The sequence below is a fragment of the Herminiimonas sp. genome, from assembly GCF_030655415.1.
In genome coordinates this window covers 243,878-259,348 of sequence record NZ_JAURVN010000004.1, presented here as the reverse complement: position 1 = coordinate 259,348, position 15,471 = coordinate 243,878, and the positions used below count along the sequence as shown (strand labels likewise).

13 protein-coding genes are annotated in these 15,471 nt (G+C 49.0%); 10 read left to right on the top strand and 3 right to left on the bottom strand.

What is annotated here, in order from left to right:
* Nucleotides 1–6: 6 nt before the first annotated feature.
* The 5 genes from Q7T66_RS03810 (at nucleotide 7) to rfbD (ending at nucleotide 5,408) form a co-directional block, all read left to right on the top strand.
* Nucleotides 7–1,932 (top strand): nucleoside-diphosphate sugar epimerase/dehydratase, encoded by a 1,926-nt coding sequence (locus tag Q7T66_RS03810; RefSeq protein ID WP_304931970.1) that lies wholly within the window; start codon nucleotides 7–9, stop codon nucleotides 1,930–1,932.
* 62 nt (nucleotides 1,933–1,994) lie between these two features.
* Nucleotides 1,995–3,083: a dTDP-glucose 4,6-dehydratase gene (rfbB, locus tag Q7T66_RS03805; RefSeq protein ID WP_304931969.1), complete on the top strand. Its 1,089-nt coding sequence runs from the start codon at nucleotides 1,995–1,997 to the stop codon at nucleotides 3,081–3,083.
* The gene (gene rfbA, locus Q7T66_RS03800; protein ID WP_304931968.1) at nucleotides 3,080–3,982 is read left to right on the top strand and encodes a glucose-1-phosphate thymidylyltransferase RfbA; all 903 of its coding nucleotides are present in this window, start codon (nucleotides 3,080–3,082) and stop codon (nucleotides 3,980–3,982) included. Before rfbB ends, rfbA begins: the two co-directional genes overlap by 4 nt.
* Nucleotides 3,983–3,984: 2 nt before the next feature.
* On the top strand, nucleotides 3,985–4,530 hold the full coding sequence (gene rfbC / locus Q7T66_RS03795) for a dTDP-4-dehydrorhamnose 3,5-epimerase (RefSeq protein WP_304931967.1): 546 nt from the start codon (nucleotides 3,985–3,987) through the stop codon (nucleotides 4,528–4,530).
* Nucleotides 4,527–5,408 (top strand): dTDP-4-dehydrorhamnose reductase, encoded by an 882-nt coding sequence (rfbD, locus tag Q7T66_RS03790; RefSeq protein ID WP_304931966.1) that lies wholly within the window; start codon nucleotides 4,527–4,529, stop codon nucleotides 5,406–5,408. The genes rfbC and rfbD overlap by 4 nt, the downstream gene beginning before the upstream one ends.
* A gap of 122 nt (nucleotides 5,409–5,530) precedes the next feature.
* Here rfbD and Q7T66_RS03785 read toward each other — a convergent pair whose 3' ends face one another.
* Nucleotides 5,531–6,571, bottom strand: a complete 1,041-nt coding sequence (locus tag Q7T66_RS03785) for an extracellular solute-binding protein (protein WP_370691607.1) — start codon at nucleotides 6,569–6,571, stop codon at nucleotides 5,531–5,533.
* A gap of 151 nt (nucleotides 6,572–6,722) precedes the next feature.
* Here Q7T66_RS03785 and Q7T66_RS03780 point away from each other — a divergent pair, with 151 nt between their 5' ends.
* Entirely contained in the window at nucleotides 6,723–7,643 is a 921-nt protein-coding gene (locus Q7T66_RS03780) for a patatin-like phospholipase family protein (RefSeq protein ID WP_304931965.1), read from the top strand.
* Between the two features lie 63 nt (nucleotides 7,644–7,706).
* On the opposite strand, the gene Q7T66_RS03775 is transcribed toward Q7T66_RS03780, so the two are convergent.
* Nucleotides 7,707–8,246: a C40 family peptidase gene (locus Q7T66_RS03775; protein WP_304931964.1), complete on the bottom strand. Its 540-nt coding sequence runs from the start codon at nucleotides 8,244–8,246 to the stop codon at nucleotides 7,707–7,709.
* A 110-nt stretch (nucleotides 8,247–8,356) separates the two neighbouring features.
* Here Q7T66_RS03775 and Q7T66_RS03770 point away from each other — a divergent pair, with 110 nt between their 5' ends.
* Complete coding sequence (locus Q7T66_RS03770) at nucleotides 8,357–9,538, top strand: response regulator (protein ID WP_304931963.1); 1,182 nt, start codon at nucleotides 8,357–8,359, stop codon at nucleotides 9,536–9,538.
* A 105-nt stretch (nucleotides 9,539–9,643) separates the two neighbouring features.
* Here Q7T66_RS03770 and Q7T66_RS03765 read toward each other — a convergent pair whose 3' ends face one another.
* Nucleotides 9,644–9,952 carry a hypothetical protein gene (locus Q7T66_RS03765; protein ID WP_304931962.1) on the bottom strand — a complete coding sequence of 103 codons (309 nt, stop codon included), beginning with the start codon at nucleotides 9,950–9,952 and terminating at the stop codon, nucleotides 9,644–9,646.
* Nucleotides 9,953–10,318: 366 nt separating this feature from the next.
* Between Q7T66_RS03765 and Q7T66_RS03760 the strand changes: the two genes are divergently transcribed.
* The 3 genes from Q7T66_RS03760 (at nucleotide 10,319) to carB (ending at nucleotide 15,409) form a co-directional block, all read left to right on the top strand.
* Entirely contained in the window at nucleotides 10,319–10,726 is a 408-nt protein-coding gene (locus Q7T66_RS03760) for a heme-binding protein (protein WP_304931961.1), read from the top strand.
* Between the two features lie 305 nt (nucleotides 10,727–11,031).
* The gene (gene carA, locus Q7T66_RS03755) at nucleotides 11,032–12,186 is read left to right on the top strand and encodes a glutamine-hydrolyzing carbamoyl-phosphate synthase small subunit (RefSeq protein ID WP_304931960.1); all 1,155 of its coding nucleotides are present in this window, start codon (nucleotides 11,032–11,034) and stop codon (nucleotides 12,184–12,186) included.
* The gene (gene carB / locus Q7T66_RS03750; protein WP_304931959.1) at nucleotides 12,179–15,409 is read left to right on the top strand and encodes a carbamoyl-phosphate synthase large subunit; all 3,231 of its coding nucleotides are present in this window, start codon (nucleotides 12,179–12,181) and stop codon (nucleotides 15,407–15,409) included. Before carA ends, carB begins: the two co-directional genes overlap by 8 nt.
* The last annotated feature ends 62 nt before the right edge of the window (nucleotides 15,410–15,471 follow it).

Here is a 15,471-nt window from a genome sequence, read left to right as displayed (position 1 = left end):
ACATAAATGAAATCATTTCTGGAATTGCCTCGTATATACAAGCAGCTGATCGCTGCAACGGCAGACTTGTTTCTATTGCCATTGACTTTTTATCTGTCAGTTCTTTTGCGCTACGACAATAGTACGCCACAGCTTTTTCAGACATATTTTTGGATAATAGTGGCCGCGCCGCTGATTTCCATTCCCATATTTCTCAGGCTCGGATTGTATCGTGCTGTCATTCGTTTCATAGACCAAAAAATCGTTTATGTGGTTGTGTTGGGTGTGACACTGTCCGTAATTTTCATGGCTGCATTCGCCACATTTACACATACGTCATCTTTGTCGCGTGGTGTATTCGGTATTTATTGGGTCAGCGCGATTTTGTATGTTGTCGCGAGTCGCTTTCTAGCCCGTGGTTATTTGCTTAGGATGAATGATAAGAGTAGAGCGATTCGTGTCGTGATTTACGGAGCGGGGCATTCAGGTATGCAACTGGCAAGCGCCCTACGCGCTGGCAGTGAGTATTTGCCGATTGCGTTGGTTGATGACAAAAAGGAATTGCATGGTGCGACCATTGCTGGTGTGAAGGTATGGTCCCCGGATCAATTATCCCGTCTTGTTACAGAAAAAGAAATCAAGGAAATTCTGCTGGCCATGCCTTCTTTGCGCAAGGCAGAGCAAAAGGTCATTCTTGATAAATTGGAACCCCTCAAGATAAAGATCAAGGTAACTCCGCCGATTGCCAGTCTGGTTAATGGAGAGATGCGACTGCAGGACATACGAGATATTGAAATTGAGGATTTGTTAGGTAGAGACCCGGTAGAGCCAGATTTACAACTACTTTCCACCTGTATTACAGGAAAGACTGTCATGGTGACGGGGGCCGGTGGCTCTATTGGTTCAGAGTTGTGCCGTCAGATTATTTGTTTGGCGCCGCAGCGCTTGTTGTTACTGGATATGTCCGAGTTTGCGCTGTATTCAATTGAGCAAAATTTGCAGGAGATAAAAAAGACGCATCAAATGGAAATTGAAGTGTTGCCTTTTCTCGGTTCCGTGCTGGAAGCTCAAAAATGTGAACGCATACTTCGTACTTTTGCCGTGGATACGATTTACCACGCGGCTGCTTATAAGCACGTACCCTTGGTCGAACACAATCCGATTCAGGGCGTGCGTAACAATGCATTCGGTACCTTGCTATTGGCGCAGGCAGCGATTGCAGCTCGGGTTAGCTGCTTTGTGCTGATTTCTACCGACAAGGCGGTACGACCAACGAATGTAATGGGTGCGACCAAACGGCTGTCTGAACTAATTTTGCAAGCCTTTGCTGGAACACAAAGCAAGACGCGTTTTTGCATGGTGCGATTTGGGAATGTTTTAGGTTCATCTGGTTCAGTTGTTCCTCTTTTTCGTAAGCAGATTATGGCTGGCGGTCCGATTACACTGACGCATCCGGAAATTACCCGCTACTTCATGACTATTCCTGAAGCCGCACAACTTGTGCTGCAAGCCGGCGCGATGGGTGAGGGGGGAGATGTATTTGTGCTAGACATGGGTGAGCCAGTGAAGATTCTTGATCTCGCTAAACGTATGGTGCATCTAAGCGGTTTGGAGGTTCTAGGTGATGCGAATGCAGAGGCTGACGGTGCGATTGAAATCGAACATGTTGGTCTACGTCCGGGTGAAAAGTTGTACGAGGAACTTCTGATTGGCAGCAATGTTGAAGGTACGAGGCATCCTCTTATTATGCGGGCACAAGAAACCGAGATTCCTTGGCTCGTCTTGCAGGAGTTGTTAGCAACGCTCGAAGGCGCATGCGAGCGGTTTGATTACGAAAATGTACGTGCTTTGCTTTTGCAGGCGGTTGTTGAGTACGCACCACAGTGCGGCATTGAAGACTTTATCTGGCGTGAGACAGATAAAGTCCCTACTCGTACTGATTCCGTTCATTGAATATGCGACATCGATGGCTCCACTGATGGAGCAGTCAACAAGCAATAAAACAGGGTAAATCGATGATTTTAGTAACAGGCGGTGCCGGTTTTATCGGCTCTAATTTTGTTCTTGATTGGCTGGTGCAGCATGAGGAGCCTGTGCTAAATGTTGACAAGCTGACGTATGCCGGTAACTTGAATAATCTCGCTCGCTTGCAAAACGATGTACGTCACCAGTTTGTGCATGCGGATATTTGCGATACCGAGGCCATGTTGTCTTTGTTGAATAAACATCAGCCCACGGCTATCGTGCATTTTGCTGCGGAAAGTCATGTTGACCGCTCTATACATGGGCCTGCGGAATTTGTTCGGACTAATATAAATGGTACATTTAGCTTGTTGGAAGCGACACGAACATACTGGTCGTTACTGCAGGAAAATGAAAAACAAGTTTTTCGTTTTTTGCATGTTTCTACTGACGAAGTATATGGTTCACTAGGGCTGAAAGATGCGCCCTTTGTTGAAACAACCGCGTATGCACCAAACAGTCCTTATTCTGCTTCAAAGGCGGCATCTGATCACTTGGTTCGCTCTTATCATCACACCTATGGTCTGCCGACACTAACTACTAATTGTTCCAATAATTACGGCCCATATCATTTTCCTGAAAAATTGATTCCCTTGGTAATCGCTAACGCGCTTTGTGGGAAGCCGCTGCCCATCTATGGCGATGGGCAGCAGGTTCGAGACTGGCTATACGTAGGTGATCATTGCACCGCGATTCGCAGGGTGCTGGAGAAGGGGAAACCTGGAGAAACTTATAATATCGGAGGCTGGAATGAACAAACTAATCTGGATGTAGTTCATGCCCTCTGCGATATGCTGGATACATTACGGCCTCTTGCAAACGACTGTAGTTACAGGGCGCAGATCACGTATGTCACTGATCGTCCCGGCCATGATCGTCGCTATGCGATCGATGCGAGCAAGATAGAACGGGAGTTGTGTTGGAAACCAGCGGAGACTTTTAATACAGGTATTAAAAAAACTGTGCAGTGGTATCTCGACAATCAGGCATGGGTCGCGGATGTGCAATCTGGTGCATACATGAATTGGCTCGAAAAAAACTACAACCAGCGTGATGGTGCTATGGATACACACATAATATGACACTTCCGCTCCCTCAGCCGGTACGCAAAGGCATCATTCTCGCAGGTGGTTCCGGAACCCGCTTGTATCCAGTAACCTTGGCTTTATCGAAGCAGTTGTTACCGGTATACGACAAGCCGATGATTTACTATCCACTCACTACGCTGATGCTAGCCGGTATTAGAGAGATATTGTTGATATCAACTCCTCACGATATACCTCGCTTTCAGGAACTCTTGGGCGATGGCAGCAAGTGGGGTATAAATTTGAGCTATGCGGTACAACCGTCACCGGATGGTTTAGCACAGGCTTTCATAATAGGACGTAGCTTTATCGAAAAGGGTCCTTCAGCATTGATATTGGGGGACAATATTTTTTATGGAAATGCTTTTGAGAGACAATTATTAGATGCTACAGAAAAGAACAAGGGAGCAACTGTTTTTGCCTACCACGTACAAGATCCAGAACGCTATGGCGTCGTTGAGTTTGGTGATAACCGACGTGCTGTCAGCATTGAGGAAAAGCCTACAAAGCCAAAATCCAATTATGCAGTAACAGGTTTGTATTTCTACGACCAACAAGTTTGCGATATTGCTGCATCTATCAAACCATCGCCACGTGGCGAACTTGAAATTACCGATATCAATAGAACCTACCTCGAACGCAATCAATTGAATGTGGAATTTATGGGACGTGGTATGGCTTGGCTCGATACTGGAACACATGAGTCATTACTTGAGGCGGGGCAGTTCATTGCCACTATCGAAAATAGGCAAGGACTTAAGATCGCTTGTCCTGAAGAAATCGCATTTCGCAAGGGGTATATCGATATCGCACAGTTAGAAAAGCTTGCTGAGCCTTTGAAAAAAAATGGTTACGGGCGCTATTTACTGCAGATTATTAATGAAAAATCCTTTTAAAAATGCGGCTGACTAGTTTAAGCATTCCCGATGTTTTGTTGTTAGAGCATGAGATATTCGAAGATGAGCGGGGTTTCTTTTTTGAAAGCTTTAATGAGAAACGCTTCGCGAACGTAGCAGGTGTTAAACCACAATTCGTTCAAGACAATCATTCCAAATCAATGCGAAACGTTTTACACGGTTTGCATTATCAAATTCAGCATACCCAAGCAAAATTGGTACGAGTTATTGTCGGTGAGGTTTTTGATGTAGCGGTCGACATTCGCAGAAACTCTCCAACCTTCGGACACTGGGTAGGCGCCGTCCTATCAGCTGAAAACAAGAAACAAATGTGGATTCCAGAAGGTTTTGCACATGGGTTTGTCGTCACTAGCGACTCTGCAGAATTTCTCTATAAGACTACCGATTACTGGGCGCCTGAGCACGAACGTTGTATCGCGTGGAATGATCCGGCTATTGGCATTAAGTGGCCGCTTGATGTGCCGCCTGTTCTGTCCGCAAAGGATCAGCAGGGCGTGCTTCTCGCGGACGCAGAGGTCTTCCCTTGAAGATCCTGCTCACAGGGAAAACAGGGCAGCTTGGCTACGAGCTTGAGCGTACTCTGCAAGGCCTTGGCGAGATCGTGGCTCTTGATCGGCAGCAAATGGATTTGGCTAACGTTGATCAGATTCGCGATGTGATTCGTACCGTCAAACCACAACTAATTATTAATCCAGCGGCTTATACGGCGGTTGATCTGGCAGAAAGCAATCCTGATATTGCAATGCGTATCAATGCTGAAGCGCCCGAAGTGATGGCAAATGAAGCGCGCAAATTAGGTGCGGCAATAATTCATTATTCGACCGATTATGTCTTCGATGGTGAAAAATCGGGAAGCTATATGGAAGCAGATATTCCGAATCCGCAAAGCGTATATGGTCGCAGCAAGCTCGCCGGCGAACAGGCGATCCAGGCGGCCGGTATTCCGCATTTGATTTTGCGTACGAGCTGGATTTACGGTTTGCGTGGCAAGAATTTTCTGTTGACGATAAAACGTCTGGCGGAAGAACGTGATGAGTTGCGTATCGTTGCCGATCAGTTTGGGGCGCCGACCTGGTGTCGGACTATCGCAGAAGCTACGTCGTATTGTGTGGGCCGCTTGCAATCGGATGTGGCCAGCACAGAGATCAATCGCGAAGCTTGGGAAGCTCATTCCGGTTTGTACCATTTGAGCGCGCAAGGACAAACCAGCTGGCATGGTTTTACGCAAGCGATCGTCGCGCATCCCACTATTTCAAAAAAGCCTAAAGTGACTCCCATCTCAACGCAGGAATATCCGCTCCCCGCCAAGCGCCCTCAAAACTCTGTGTTGTCTTCAGAGAAGTTCATACAGACGTTTTGTGGTTTGCCGAATTGGGATGCGGCATTAAAACTTTGCATGGATTGAGTACTGTAAATAGTCTTTGTTGCTTGACCCGAGGAAATAAAAAAAACAGTCAGTAATCGTATAGATTGCTGGCTGCTTTTTTGTCGGCTTCATATCATGAAGCGCGCTACTTTCTCTGTAATTTACTTATAACCCACGCGATCCAGAATGCGTTGCGCAGCGATCTGGTTTTTACCTATGGATGCAATCGATATATTTTCCATCTTGTAATTGCCTAAGGATTCCAGCGCTTCGTTTTTAACTTTTGCTGTTTTAACGGCAGGCCATTCATTATTTCCATCCGCGAAATAAGCTTGTGCTTGGTCGCTCGCCAGATACTCCAAAAACTTCACTGCAGCTTCACGATGCGGCGCATTTTTTGCGATACCGCCACCAGCGATATTGAAGTGCGTGCCGCTGGTTTTTGCATTCGGCCAGATGAAGCCTACGTTTTTCATGGCGGCGATATCTTCAGGTTTGGTCGAGCGCAATAAGCGAACGTAGTAGTAAGAGTTTGCGATTGCTACGCCGCATTCACCGGACGCCACGCCTTTGATTTGGTCCGTATCGCCGCCACGTGGTGGACGCGCGAAATTGGCAACCATGCCTTTGGCCCATTGTTCAGTCGCTTTTTCTCCGTTGCGTTCGATCATGGAGCCGATCAGCGACAGATTGTATGGATGCGAGCCGGAGCGTGTGCAGACTTTGCCTTTGTTGACTGGATCTGCCAGTGATTCGTATGTTGCTACGTCGGCGGGATTAACCGTCGCCTTGTTGTACACGATGACGCGTGCACGGGTTGAGAAGCCAAACCATTCAGGGCCTTGTCCGTCGTCCTTGCCGCGTAAATTGGCTGGAATGCGGGTGTTGAGAATTTTTGACTGTACTGGCTGGAAGAAGCCTTCAATCTCTGCGCGCCAGATACGTGCGGCATCGACCATGACGATTACATCGGCCTGGCTATTTTTACCTTCGGTCTTGAGACGTTCAAACAAGGCATTGTCATCCGCTTCAATACGGTTGATTTTGATGCCGGTTTGTTTTGTGAAGTTGGCATACAGAACTTCATCGGTTTGGTAATGACGAGCTGAATACAGGTTCAGGACTTTTTCCTGCGCATGAACCAAAGACGCTGATGACGTCATCAGGAGTGCGGTTAGGGCAACGGCGATACCTTGTCTCATGAATTTTCCTTGTTTGATGTTGTTAGGAGAACGTTAAATTATAGCCAGCTTTCTCTTAAACAGGAATAATTCTCAACAAAGATGCATCCGCAATAACGCAGATAGAGTTAAAAACGGGTACGCTTCGTTCTTTGCTAAAAATTGAACAATCATGGGTTTGGCATATCGACTTTCTTCCTTAGTTGCAGTCAGCGCAGTTCTATTGCTTTCTGCGTGCGCATCGCTTTCTCCGTTTAAATCCGATCCTGTTCTGCCTGCTGTAATCCAGGCCAAGCCCGTTGAGCCGATTAAAGTGGCTTTGGTACTCGGTGGCGGTGCGGCTCGGGGGTTTGCGCATATTGGCGTGATTAAGGCCCTGGAGTCGCAAGGCATCGTGCCAGATTTGGTCGTTGGTACCAGTGCCGGCAGTTTGGTCGGCGCTTTATATGCGGCTGGTAACAATGGTTTCGCGCTGCATAAAATGGCATTGGAAATGGATGAGGCGACTATCTCGGATTGGTCAGTGCCTTTCTTTTCCAAATCTAGCGGCGTTTTAAAAGGTGATGCATTGCAAAATTACGTCAATAAGTCTGTGCGCAATGTGCCGATCGAAAAGATGAAAATTCCGTTTGCCGCAGTTGCTACAGATTTAAATAGTGGCCAGCCGATTCTATTTCAACGTGGGAATGCTGGACTCGCCGTGCGTGCGTCGTCAGCGGTGCCTGGCCTCTTTCAGCCGGTGAAAATCGGCGACCGCATGTACGTCGATGGTGGCTTGGTCGCACCTGTACCCGTACATTTCGCGAAAGAGTTGGGCGCGGACTTCATCATTGCGGTCAATATATCTACGCAGCCCGATGTGCAACTAGCCTCAAGTTCTGTCGACGTCGTGCTGCAAACCTTTGCCATCATGGGGCAAAGCATTAATCGCTATGAATTGAAAGAAGCCGATATTGTGATTCGTCCCAGCCTAGGCATGATGAAAGGCAATGACTTCAATGGTCGGAATCTGGCCGTGCTCGCAGGTGAGCAAGCGACGATGGCATTAATGCCGGAAATAAAACGCAAGTTGAAAGCCAGACGCGAACAATAAGAGTCAGCGCAGAAATAAAAAACCGCACGGTACGTGCGGTTTTTTTATGGGTGACGGCGACGATTACTTAACTTCTGGCTCGCTGATGCGTCGACCGCCGTTAAAGCGTTTTTGCCAATAGCCGACGTCCATACTTTCAATGCGTACTTCGCCGCCAGCGGATGGCGAGTGTATGAATTTGCGATCGCCGAGATAAATGCCAACGTGAGAGAAACCGCGTTTCAAGGTGTTATAGAAAACCAGATCGCCGGGTTGTAAATCATTTTTGTCGACATGCTGGCCGACTTTGCTGATTTCGACTGAAGTGCGTGGTAAATCCTTGCCCCACGCCTCCTTGAATATATGTTGAACCAGTCCGCTGCAATCGAGGCCGCTTTCCGGCGTGGTGCCGCCGTACTTGTAACGTATGCCCAGCATGCCCATCGCCTGCAGTGCAAGTTCTGATGCGCGATTGGTCAAGTCCTGCAGTTTGCTGATCGGCTTGCCAGCTTCTGGCGGCGGAGTATCTGCGCTCCAGACAGCCGAAGTCGCCATCAAGCTGAGCGCTAATACGGCTGAGCGCGCCAGTTTGTGAGTGCGAGTGGATCGTTGAAAAACTGTCATCAATTGAAATTTCGTTCATTAGGACTGATGGAATGTAAGGCAATCTGGAAGTGCTGTCAAAATTTATTCGCTAGCGTTATGCTGTTACCAACATTAAAAAGGTTGATTGCATGCTGACTGATTCACATCGCGATATCTCGTTAAAGCCTCGTATTTTGATTGCTGACGATTCACGGATCGTCCGCGCGACGCTGATAAAGCGCATCGAGGGCATGTTCGAATTTCGTGAAGCGCTCGATGGTGAGCAAGCCTGGGAAATGTTATTGATAGATCCCAGCATACGCGTCGTGATCTCTGATTTGACGATGCCGAAGCTGGATGGCTACGGACTGTTGAAACGTATCCGCTCATCAAAAATTGCTCGTATAAGAAATATGCCGGTTGTGGTGGTTTCCGGCAGCGACGAGCAAGCTGAGCGGGATCGTGCCAAAGCAGCCGGTGCCACCGATCTAATTACCAAAGGCATAGGTACCGGGCAATTATTGTCACGGCTGGATATTCTCTCTAAGCTGATCAGCACCCAGAATGAATTTGAGCGTGGGCTCGAAGCATTGGTGCAGCACGTTGACAGCGGCGGGGAGCATGTTGCTTTGCAGCCCGTTGAGGAATGGGAAGAGCAGGCAGAAACAATGCGTACCAACGCAATGCGTCAGAACCGTAATTTTGTGGTCCTGACTGCCTGTATCGGTTTGAAGCACATCGAACTCGACGCTTATCCGGCTTTGCCACCACCTAGCGTCGTCAACGCGATCGGCCAGTTGTTGCATCGCACGGTGCGACAAACAGATTGCGTCGCCCGCACTGGCGATATTGAATTCACGATTGCTACCGGCAGCATTCATTTTGATTCTGCGCGTAATTTTGCCGAACGCGTTTGCCGTGCCATTGCGCATGCCAATCTGATCAAGGATGGGCAGATGGCCTTGATCGCGAGTTGTGGCGTCGTCTCGATCAGCGAGTACGCAGGTGAAGCTGCAGAAACTGAAGGCTCGCTTGTCGCCATGCGTGTAGTGGCCAAAGAGCGGGCTTTGCTGGGTTTGCACAATGCAATTACAGGTGTGATTGGTACCCAAGAAGAATTGCTGTTGAAGCAGGGCGGTCGTTTGTCCAATATCGATGTCAATACGGTTGCGCCAGCGCAGAACGGTGAAATTGATTTATCGATAGATTTGGCGACTTTGCTACGCTGGATCAAGGAAGGTAAAGAAGATCAGGTGCTGGCGCACATTGGAAAACTGTCGACCGAACTACAACCTTTGGTTGATTTGCTACTGAAGCAATACAAAGTTTAGTGTTTCGATTTTTTCGGATGCGGAATGATGTATCTGCTAGCTGATTAGTTTCTGCTTCTATAAGCTAGAGTTGCCTATTCAGCTTATGACACCCATGCCTGAAGCTTATTTCTCAGGTTCGTCCCGTGAATGTTCGCCCCGACGGTCTATCAGTGTCGCCCGGACACTCTTGGCGTGATATTCCATCAACAAAATTTTAAAGCTACCCGGCATAGACGGATCGTGGGTCAGCGCATGTAATAGCTGCGATTGCACATACATGGTTTGCTTTTTCAGCATTTCGCAATCGGTAGTGATTACGCCTTGATTCATTTTGGCAACTAGGCTGAGTACATCGCGTTTGAATTGATACAAGGGCGATTGCAGCAGTATGTTGTCCACTTGGCGCGATGATTTTTTTACTACTGATGTCACGGGCTGCGGTTCTTTTTCAGCTTCGATGGGAGGTAGTGCATGCTGTAGCACTGAGCGTTTAAAAAACATATTTCCCCCCTTCTCGTTACTCTTTAAAGATGTTGCCCATGTAGATTTTTGTTCTGCTGGGTATTATTTGCTTTTAATTAACTGCCGCACAGTACTTGTTTAAGGGCGCTCAGATTACAGATGAGCCATCAAAATCTTAGGTACAGATTTTCAAACTTCAGTTAATTTTTTGTTATTTAATAATACTCTTATTGAGGAAAAGAAACGTTAACTCATGTTAACTAATCGACATTGCTCTTGCCCCAATATGAGGCGTCATGCCTTACAATTCAATTTTGTTTAACCGGAGCTAACGACATGCAATCAAAACAAATCCTGACGCTTGAAGATGTGAAAAAAATCGCAGCGGCAGCGGAGACAGAAGCAACTTTGCATAAATGGTGTGTGACGATTGCGATCGTTGACGATGGTGGTCACTTGCTTTGGTTGCAACGTTTGGATGGCGCAGCGCCGATTTCCTCGCATATCGCGCCAGCCAAAGCGAAAACTGCCGCTTTGGGTCGCCGTGAATCCAAGGTTTACGAGGACATCATCAATAACGGTCGCTTCTCCTTCATCACGGCTCCTACATTGGAAGGCATGCTGGAAGGCGGCGTACCTATCATCATTAATGGTCAATGCTTGGGCGCAGTTGGTGTTTCCGGCGTGAAATCGACTGAAGATGTGCAAATTGCCAAGGCTGGCTTGCTTGCGATTGGCGCCTGATTTCTTGCTGTGATCGTTTTAACAGACTGACATCGTGATGGTTCGCGAGATGCGTCACGATAATCTGAACTAAACACCCTCGAAGCGCCGGATCTGGTTGCCAGGCGAGGGTGTTTTGCACTATAATTCGGCGGTTTAGCTAATTTTACTCCGCCGTAGCGCATACCCATTTCCCATCGTCTAAATACGACTACACAAACCTTTGATCAAGCGAATCGTCTTGGTCAAAAAGCGCGCAAGCTGCGCGGGTTTCGACGGTCAATCTGGCGCAGCGCAGCGGCGGTAACCTCATCAGGAGTTACCCCTTGCCGCCATTCTTTTCTGGCCCTACAGTTCCGGCCATCCTTGCGCTAGCAGACGGGTCGATTTTCACAGGTATTTCGATAGGCGCGTCGGGTCATACGATCGGCGAAGTCGTGTTCAACACATCGATGACCGGTTATCAGGAAATCCTCACCGATCCGAGCTACAACAGCCAGATCGTTACGCTGACTTATCCCCATATCGGTAATACCGGCGTTAATGCCGAGGATGTCGAATCGACCAGGATTCATGCGGCCGGTTTGATCATCAAGGATTTGCCGATTCTGGTTTCCAATTTCCGCTCGACACAGACGCTGTCCGATTATCTCAAGTCCGAGAATATCGTCGGCATCGCAGGAATCGATACGCGCAAATTGACGCGTATCCTGCGTGAAAAGGGTGCGCAAAGCGGCGCGATCCTGGCCGGTGAAGATGCGACACCAGAAAAAGCGCTGGCGCTGGCGAAAACCTTTGGCGGCTTGGCTGGTCTGGATCTGGCGAAAGTGGTCTCGACCAAAGCATCCTACCCATGGACCGAAACCGAGTGGAAGCTTGGCAAAGGTTATGGCCAGCAAACCGCGCCCAAGCATCATGTCGTCGCATTCGATTACGGCGTCAAGTTCAACATCTTGCGCATGCTCGCAGAACGTGGCTGCAAAGTGACTGTATTGCCGGCGCAAGCAACTGCTGCTGATGCATTGGCGCTGAATCCGGACGGCATCTTCCTGTCGAATGGTCCTGGCGATCCGGAGCCATGCGATTACGCCATCGCGGCTTCGAAGGAATTGATCGAACGTGGCATTCCAACTTTTGGTATTTGCCTCGGTCATCAAATCATGGCGATGGCATCTGGTGCTAAAACCTTGAAGATGAAGTTTGGCCATCACGGTGCCAACCATCCGGTACAAGATTTAGATAGCAAAAAAGTGTTGATCACATCGCAAAATCACGGTTTTGCCGTTGATGCCGCGACTTTGCCGGCTAATTGCCGCGTGACACACGTTTCCTTATTTGACGGTTCGCTGCAAGGTTTTGAGCGCACCGACAAGCCGGCGTTCTGCTTCCAGGGTCATCCTGAAGCGTCGCCAGGCCCGCATGACATCGCCCCCTTGTTTGATCGCTTCGTGGCGATGATGGAGAAAAATAAAAATGCCTAAACGCAGCGACATTAAAAGCATCCTGATTATTGGTGCTGGCCCGATCGTTATCGGTCAGGCATGTGAATTCGATTACTCCGGCGCGCAAGCATGTAAAGCACTGCGCGAAGAAGGTTACAAAGTCATTCTGGTCAACAGCAATCCTGCGACCATCATGACCGACCCTGAGATGGCCGATGTGACATACATCGAGCCTATTACATGGCAAGCGGTTGAACGCATCATCGACAAAGAACGTCCTGATGCGATCTTGCCAACCATGGGTGGACAGACCGCGCTGAACTGTGCGCTGGATTTGCATCACCACGGCATCCTGACCAAATACGATTGCGAATTGATCGGCGCTTCGCCGGAAGCAATCGACAAGGCAGAAGATCGCTCGAAATTTAAAGATGCGATGACCAAAATCGGTCTCGGCTCAGCACGCTCAGGCGTGGCACACACCCTGGAAGAATCGTGGGCTGTGCAAAAGGATCTTGGCTTCCCATGCATCATTCGTCCTTCGTTCACGATGGGTGGTAGTGGTGGTGGTATTGCATACAACGCCGAAGAATTCGACGCGATCTGCAAACGCGGCCTGGAAGCATCGCCAACCAGCGAATTGCTGATTGAAGAATCGCTGATCGGCTGGAAAGAATTCGAGATGGAAGTCGTGCGCGATAAAGCGGACAACTGCATCATCGTTTGCTCGATCGAAAATCTGGATCCGATGGGCGTGCACACCGGCGACTCGATCACGGTGGCACCAGCGCAAACGCTGACCGACAAGGAATACCAGATCATGCGTAATGCATCGATCGCGGTTCTACGCGAAATCGGTGTTGATACTGGTGGCTCCAACGTGCAGTTCTCGATCAATCCAGAAGATGGCCGCATGATCGTCATCGAGATGAATCCACGCGTATCGCGTTCATCCGCATTGGCATCGAAAGCAACCGGTTTCCCTATCGCGAAAATCGCGGCCAAATTGGCAGTCGGCTTTACGCTTGACGAACTGCGCAACGAAATCACCGGCGGTGCAACGCCGGCATCGTTCGAACCATCGATCGATTACGTCGTTACCAAGATTCCACGTTTTGCATTCGAAAAATTCCCGCAAGCTGATAGCCATCTGACGACTCAGATGAAATCGGTAGGCGAAGTGATGGCCATCGGTCGTACCTTCCAGGAATCATTCCAAAAAGCCTTGCGCGGACTTGAAGTCGGCGTTGATGGCATGAATGAAAAAACCACCGACCGCGAAACCATCGAAGAAGAACTCGGTGAGCCAGGACCAGAACGTATCTGGTACGTCGGCGATGCATTCGCTCAAGGTTTCTCATTGGAAGAAGTGCATCAACTGACGCACATCGATCCGTGGTTCCTCGCGCAGATCAAGGAAATTATTGATATCGAATTGTGGCTGGAAACGCAATCGTTGAGCGCAATCGATAAAGCCACGCTGTTCAAGCTGAAGCAAAAAGGTTTCGCTGATCGTCGTTTGGCTAAATTGCTGAAGACTACTGACAAGGCAGTGCGCGAACAGCGCCATGCAATGAATATTCGTCCGGTCTACAAACGCGTCGATACTTGCGCCGGTGAATTCGCAACCAACACTGCGTACATGTATTCGACGTACGAAGAAGAGTGCGAATCGAAACCGACCAACAAGAAAAAAATCATGGTGCTGGGCGGCGGTCCTAACCGTATCGGTCAAGGTATCGAGTTTGATTATTGCTGCGTCCACGCCGCGATCGCGATGCGCGAAGATGGGTACGAAACTATCATGGTCAACTGCAATCCAGAAACCGTTTCGACCGATTACGACACATCAGATCGCTTGTATTTTGAGCCGTTGACACTGGAAGACGTGCTCGAAATCGTCGCACTGGAAAAACCATTCGGCGTTATCGTGCAGTATGGCGGCCAGACTCCATTGAAACTCGCACTCGATCTGGAAGCGAATGGCGTGCCTATCATCGGTACGTCGCCAGACATGATCGATGCTGCAGAAGATCGCGAACGTTTCCAAAAAATGTTGCAGGACTTGAAGCTGCGTCAGCCGCCAAATCGTACGGCACGTACTGAAGAAGATGCATTGCGTCTGGCGCAGGAAATCGGTTATCCGCTGGTGGTTCGTCCATCGTATGTTCTCGGTGGCCGTGCGATGGAAATCGTGCACGAACAACGCGATCTTGAGCGTTACATGCGTGAAGCCGTCAAGGTTTCGCATGATTCGCCAGTGCTGCTGGATCGCTTCTTGAACGATGCGATTGAAGTTGACGTAGACTGTTTGTCAGACGGCGTACGCACCTTCATTGGCGGCGTGATGGAGCATATCGAACAAGCTGGTGTGCACTCAGGTGACTCCGCATGTTCATTGCCACCGTATTCGCTGTCACAAGAAACCATCGACGAATTGAAACGCCAAACATCATTGATGGCCAAAGGCTTGAACGTTATCGGCTTGATGAACGTACAATTTGCGATTCAACAGCAAGAGATCGACGGCAAGTTGCAAGACGTCGTGTTCGTGCTGGAAGTCAACCCACGCGCTTCACGTACCGTGCCGTACGTGTCGAAAGCCACCGGTTTGCAACTCGCTAAAATTGCAGCACGTTGCATGGCCGGTCAATCGCTGGACAGCCAGGGTATTTTCAACGAAGTGATTCCACCGTATTTCAGCGTCAAGGAAGCGGTGTTCCCATTCGTTAAATTCCCGGGTGTTGATACGATTCTCGGACCAGAGATGAAATCGACCGGTGAAGTGATGGGCGTCGGCAAAACCTTTGGTGAAGCCTTCGTCAAATCGCAACTTGGTGCCAGCATCAAATTGCCGCGTTCCGGCAAAGTGTTCCTGAGCGTCAAGGGCGGTGACAAACCACGCGCGGTTCAGGTTGCAAAAGATCTGGTTGAAATCGGCTTCTCTGTGGTCGCGACCAAAGGTACGGCAGCGGCAATCAGCGCAGCGGGTATCGAAGTTCAATCAGTCAACAAAGTGGCAGAAGGTCGTCCACACATTGTCGACATGATCAAGAACAACGAAATCGCATTGGTCATCAATACCGTTGAAGAGAAACGCAGCGCGATTGTTGATTCACGCACGATTCGTACTTCAGCATTGGCGGCACGTGTCACAACGTACACAACGATTGCCGGAGCAGAAGCTGCAGTGGAAGGCATGGCCCATCTGGACGAGTTACACGTCTACGATTTACAAGGCCTGCATAAAACTTTACACTAAGCTCAGAGTCAACACTTAACCACAGAGGTCACAGAGGGTGCCGGATGCCGGTGCCGTTTGCG

What these genes read in the sequence shown, in the direction of transcription:
- Q7T66_RS03760 (WP_304931961.1), top strand. Translation starts at nt 10,319, where the DNA reads ATGCAATCAAAACAAATCCTGACGCTTGAAGATGTGAAAAAAATCGCA.
- Q7T66_RS03785 (WP_370691607.1), bottom strand. Translation starts at nt 6,571, where the DNA reads ATGAGACAAGGTATCGCCGTTGCCCTAACCGCACTCCTGATGACGTCA.
- Q7T66_RS03810 (WP_304931970.1), top strand. Translation starts at nt 7, where the DNA reads ATGAAATCATTTCTGGAATTGCCTCGTATATACAAGCAGCTGATCGCT.
- rfbB (WP_304931969.1), top strand. Translation starts at nt 1,995, where the DNA reads ATGATTTTAGTAACAGGCGGTGCCGGTTTTATCGGCTCTAATTTTGTT.
- carB (WP_304931959.1), top strand. Translation starts at nt 12,179, where the DNA reads ATGCCTAAACGCAGCGACATTAAAAGCATCCTGATTATTGGTGCTGGC.
- Q7T66_RS03770 (WP_304931963.1), top strand. Translation starts at nt 8,357, where the DNA reads ATGCTGACTGATTCACATCGCGATATCTCGTTAAAGCCTCGTATTTTG.
- Q7T66_RS03780 (WP_304931965.1), top strand. Translation starts at nt 6,723, where the DNA reads ATGGGTTTGGCATATCGACTTTCTTCCTTAGTTGCAGTCAGCGCAGTT.
- Q7T66_RS03775 (WP_304931964.1), bottom strand. Translation starts at nt 8,246, where the DNA reads ATGACAGTTTTTCAACGATCCACTCGCACTCACAAACTGGCGCGCTCA.
- rfbA (WP_304931968.1), top strand. Translation starts at nt 3,080, where the DNA reads ATGACACTTCCGCTCCCTCAGCCGGTACGCAAAGGCATCATTCTCGCA.
- rfbC (WP_304931967.1), top strand. Translation starts at nt 3,985, where the DNA reads ATGCGGCTGACTAGTTTAAGCATTCCCGATGTTTTGTTGTTAGAGCAT.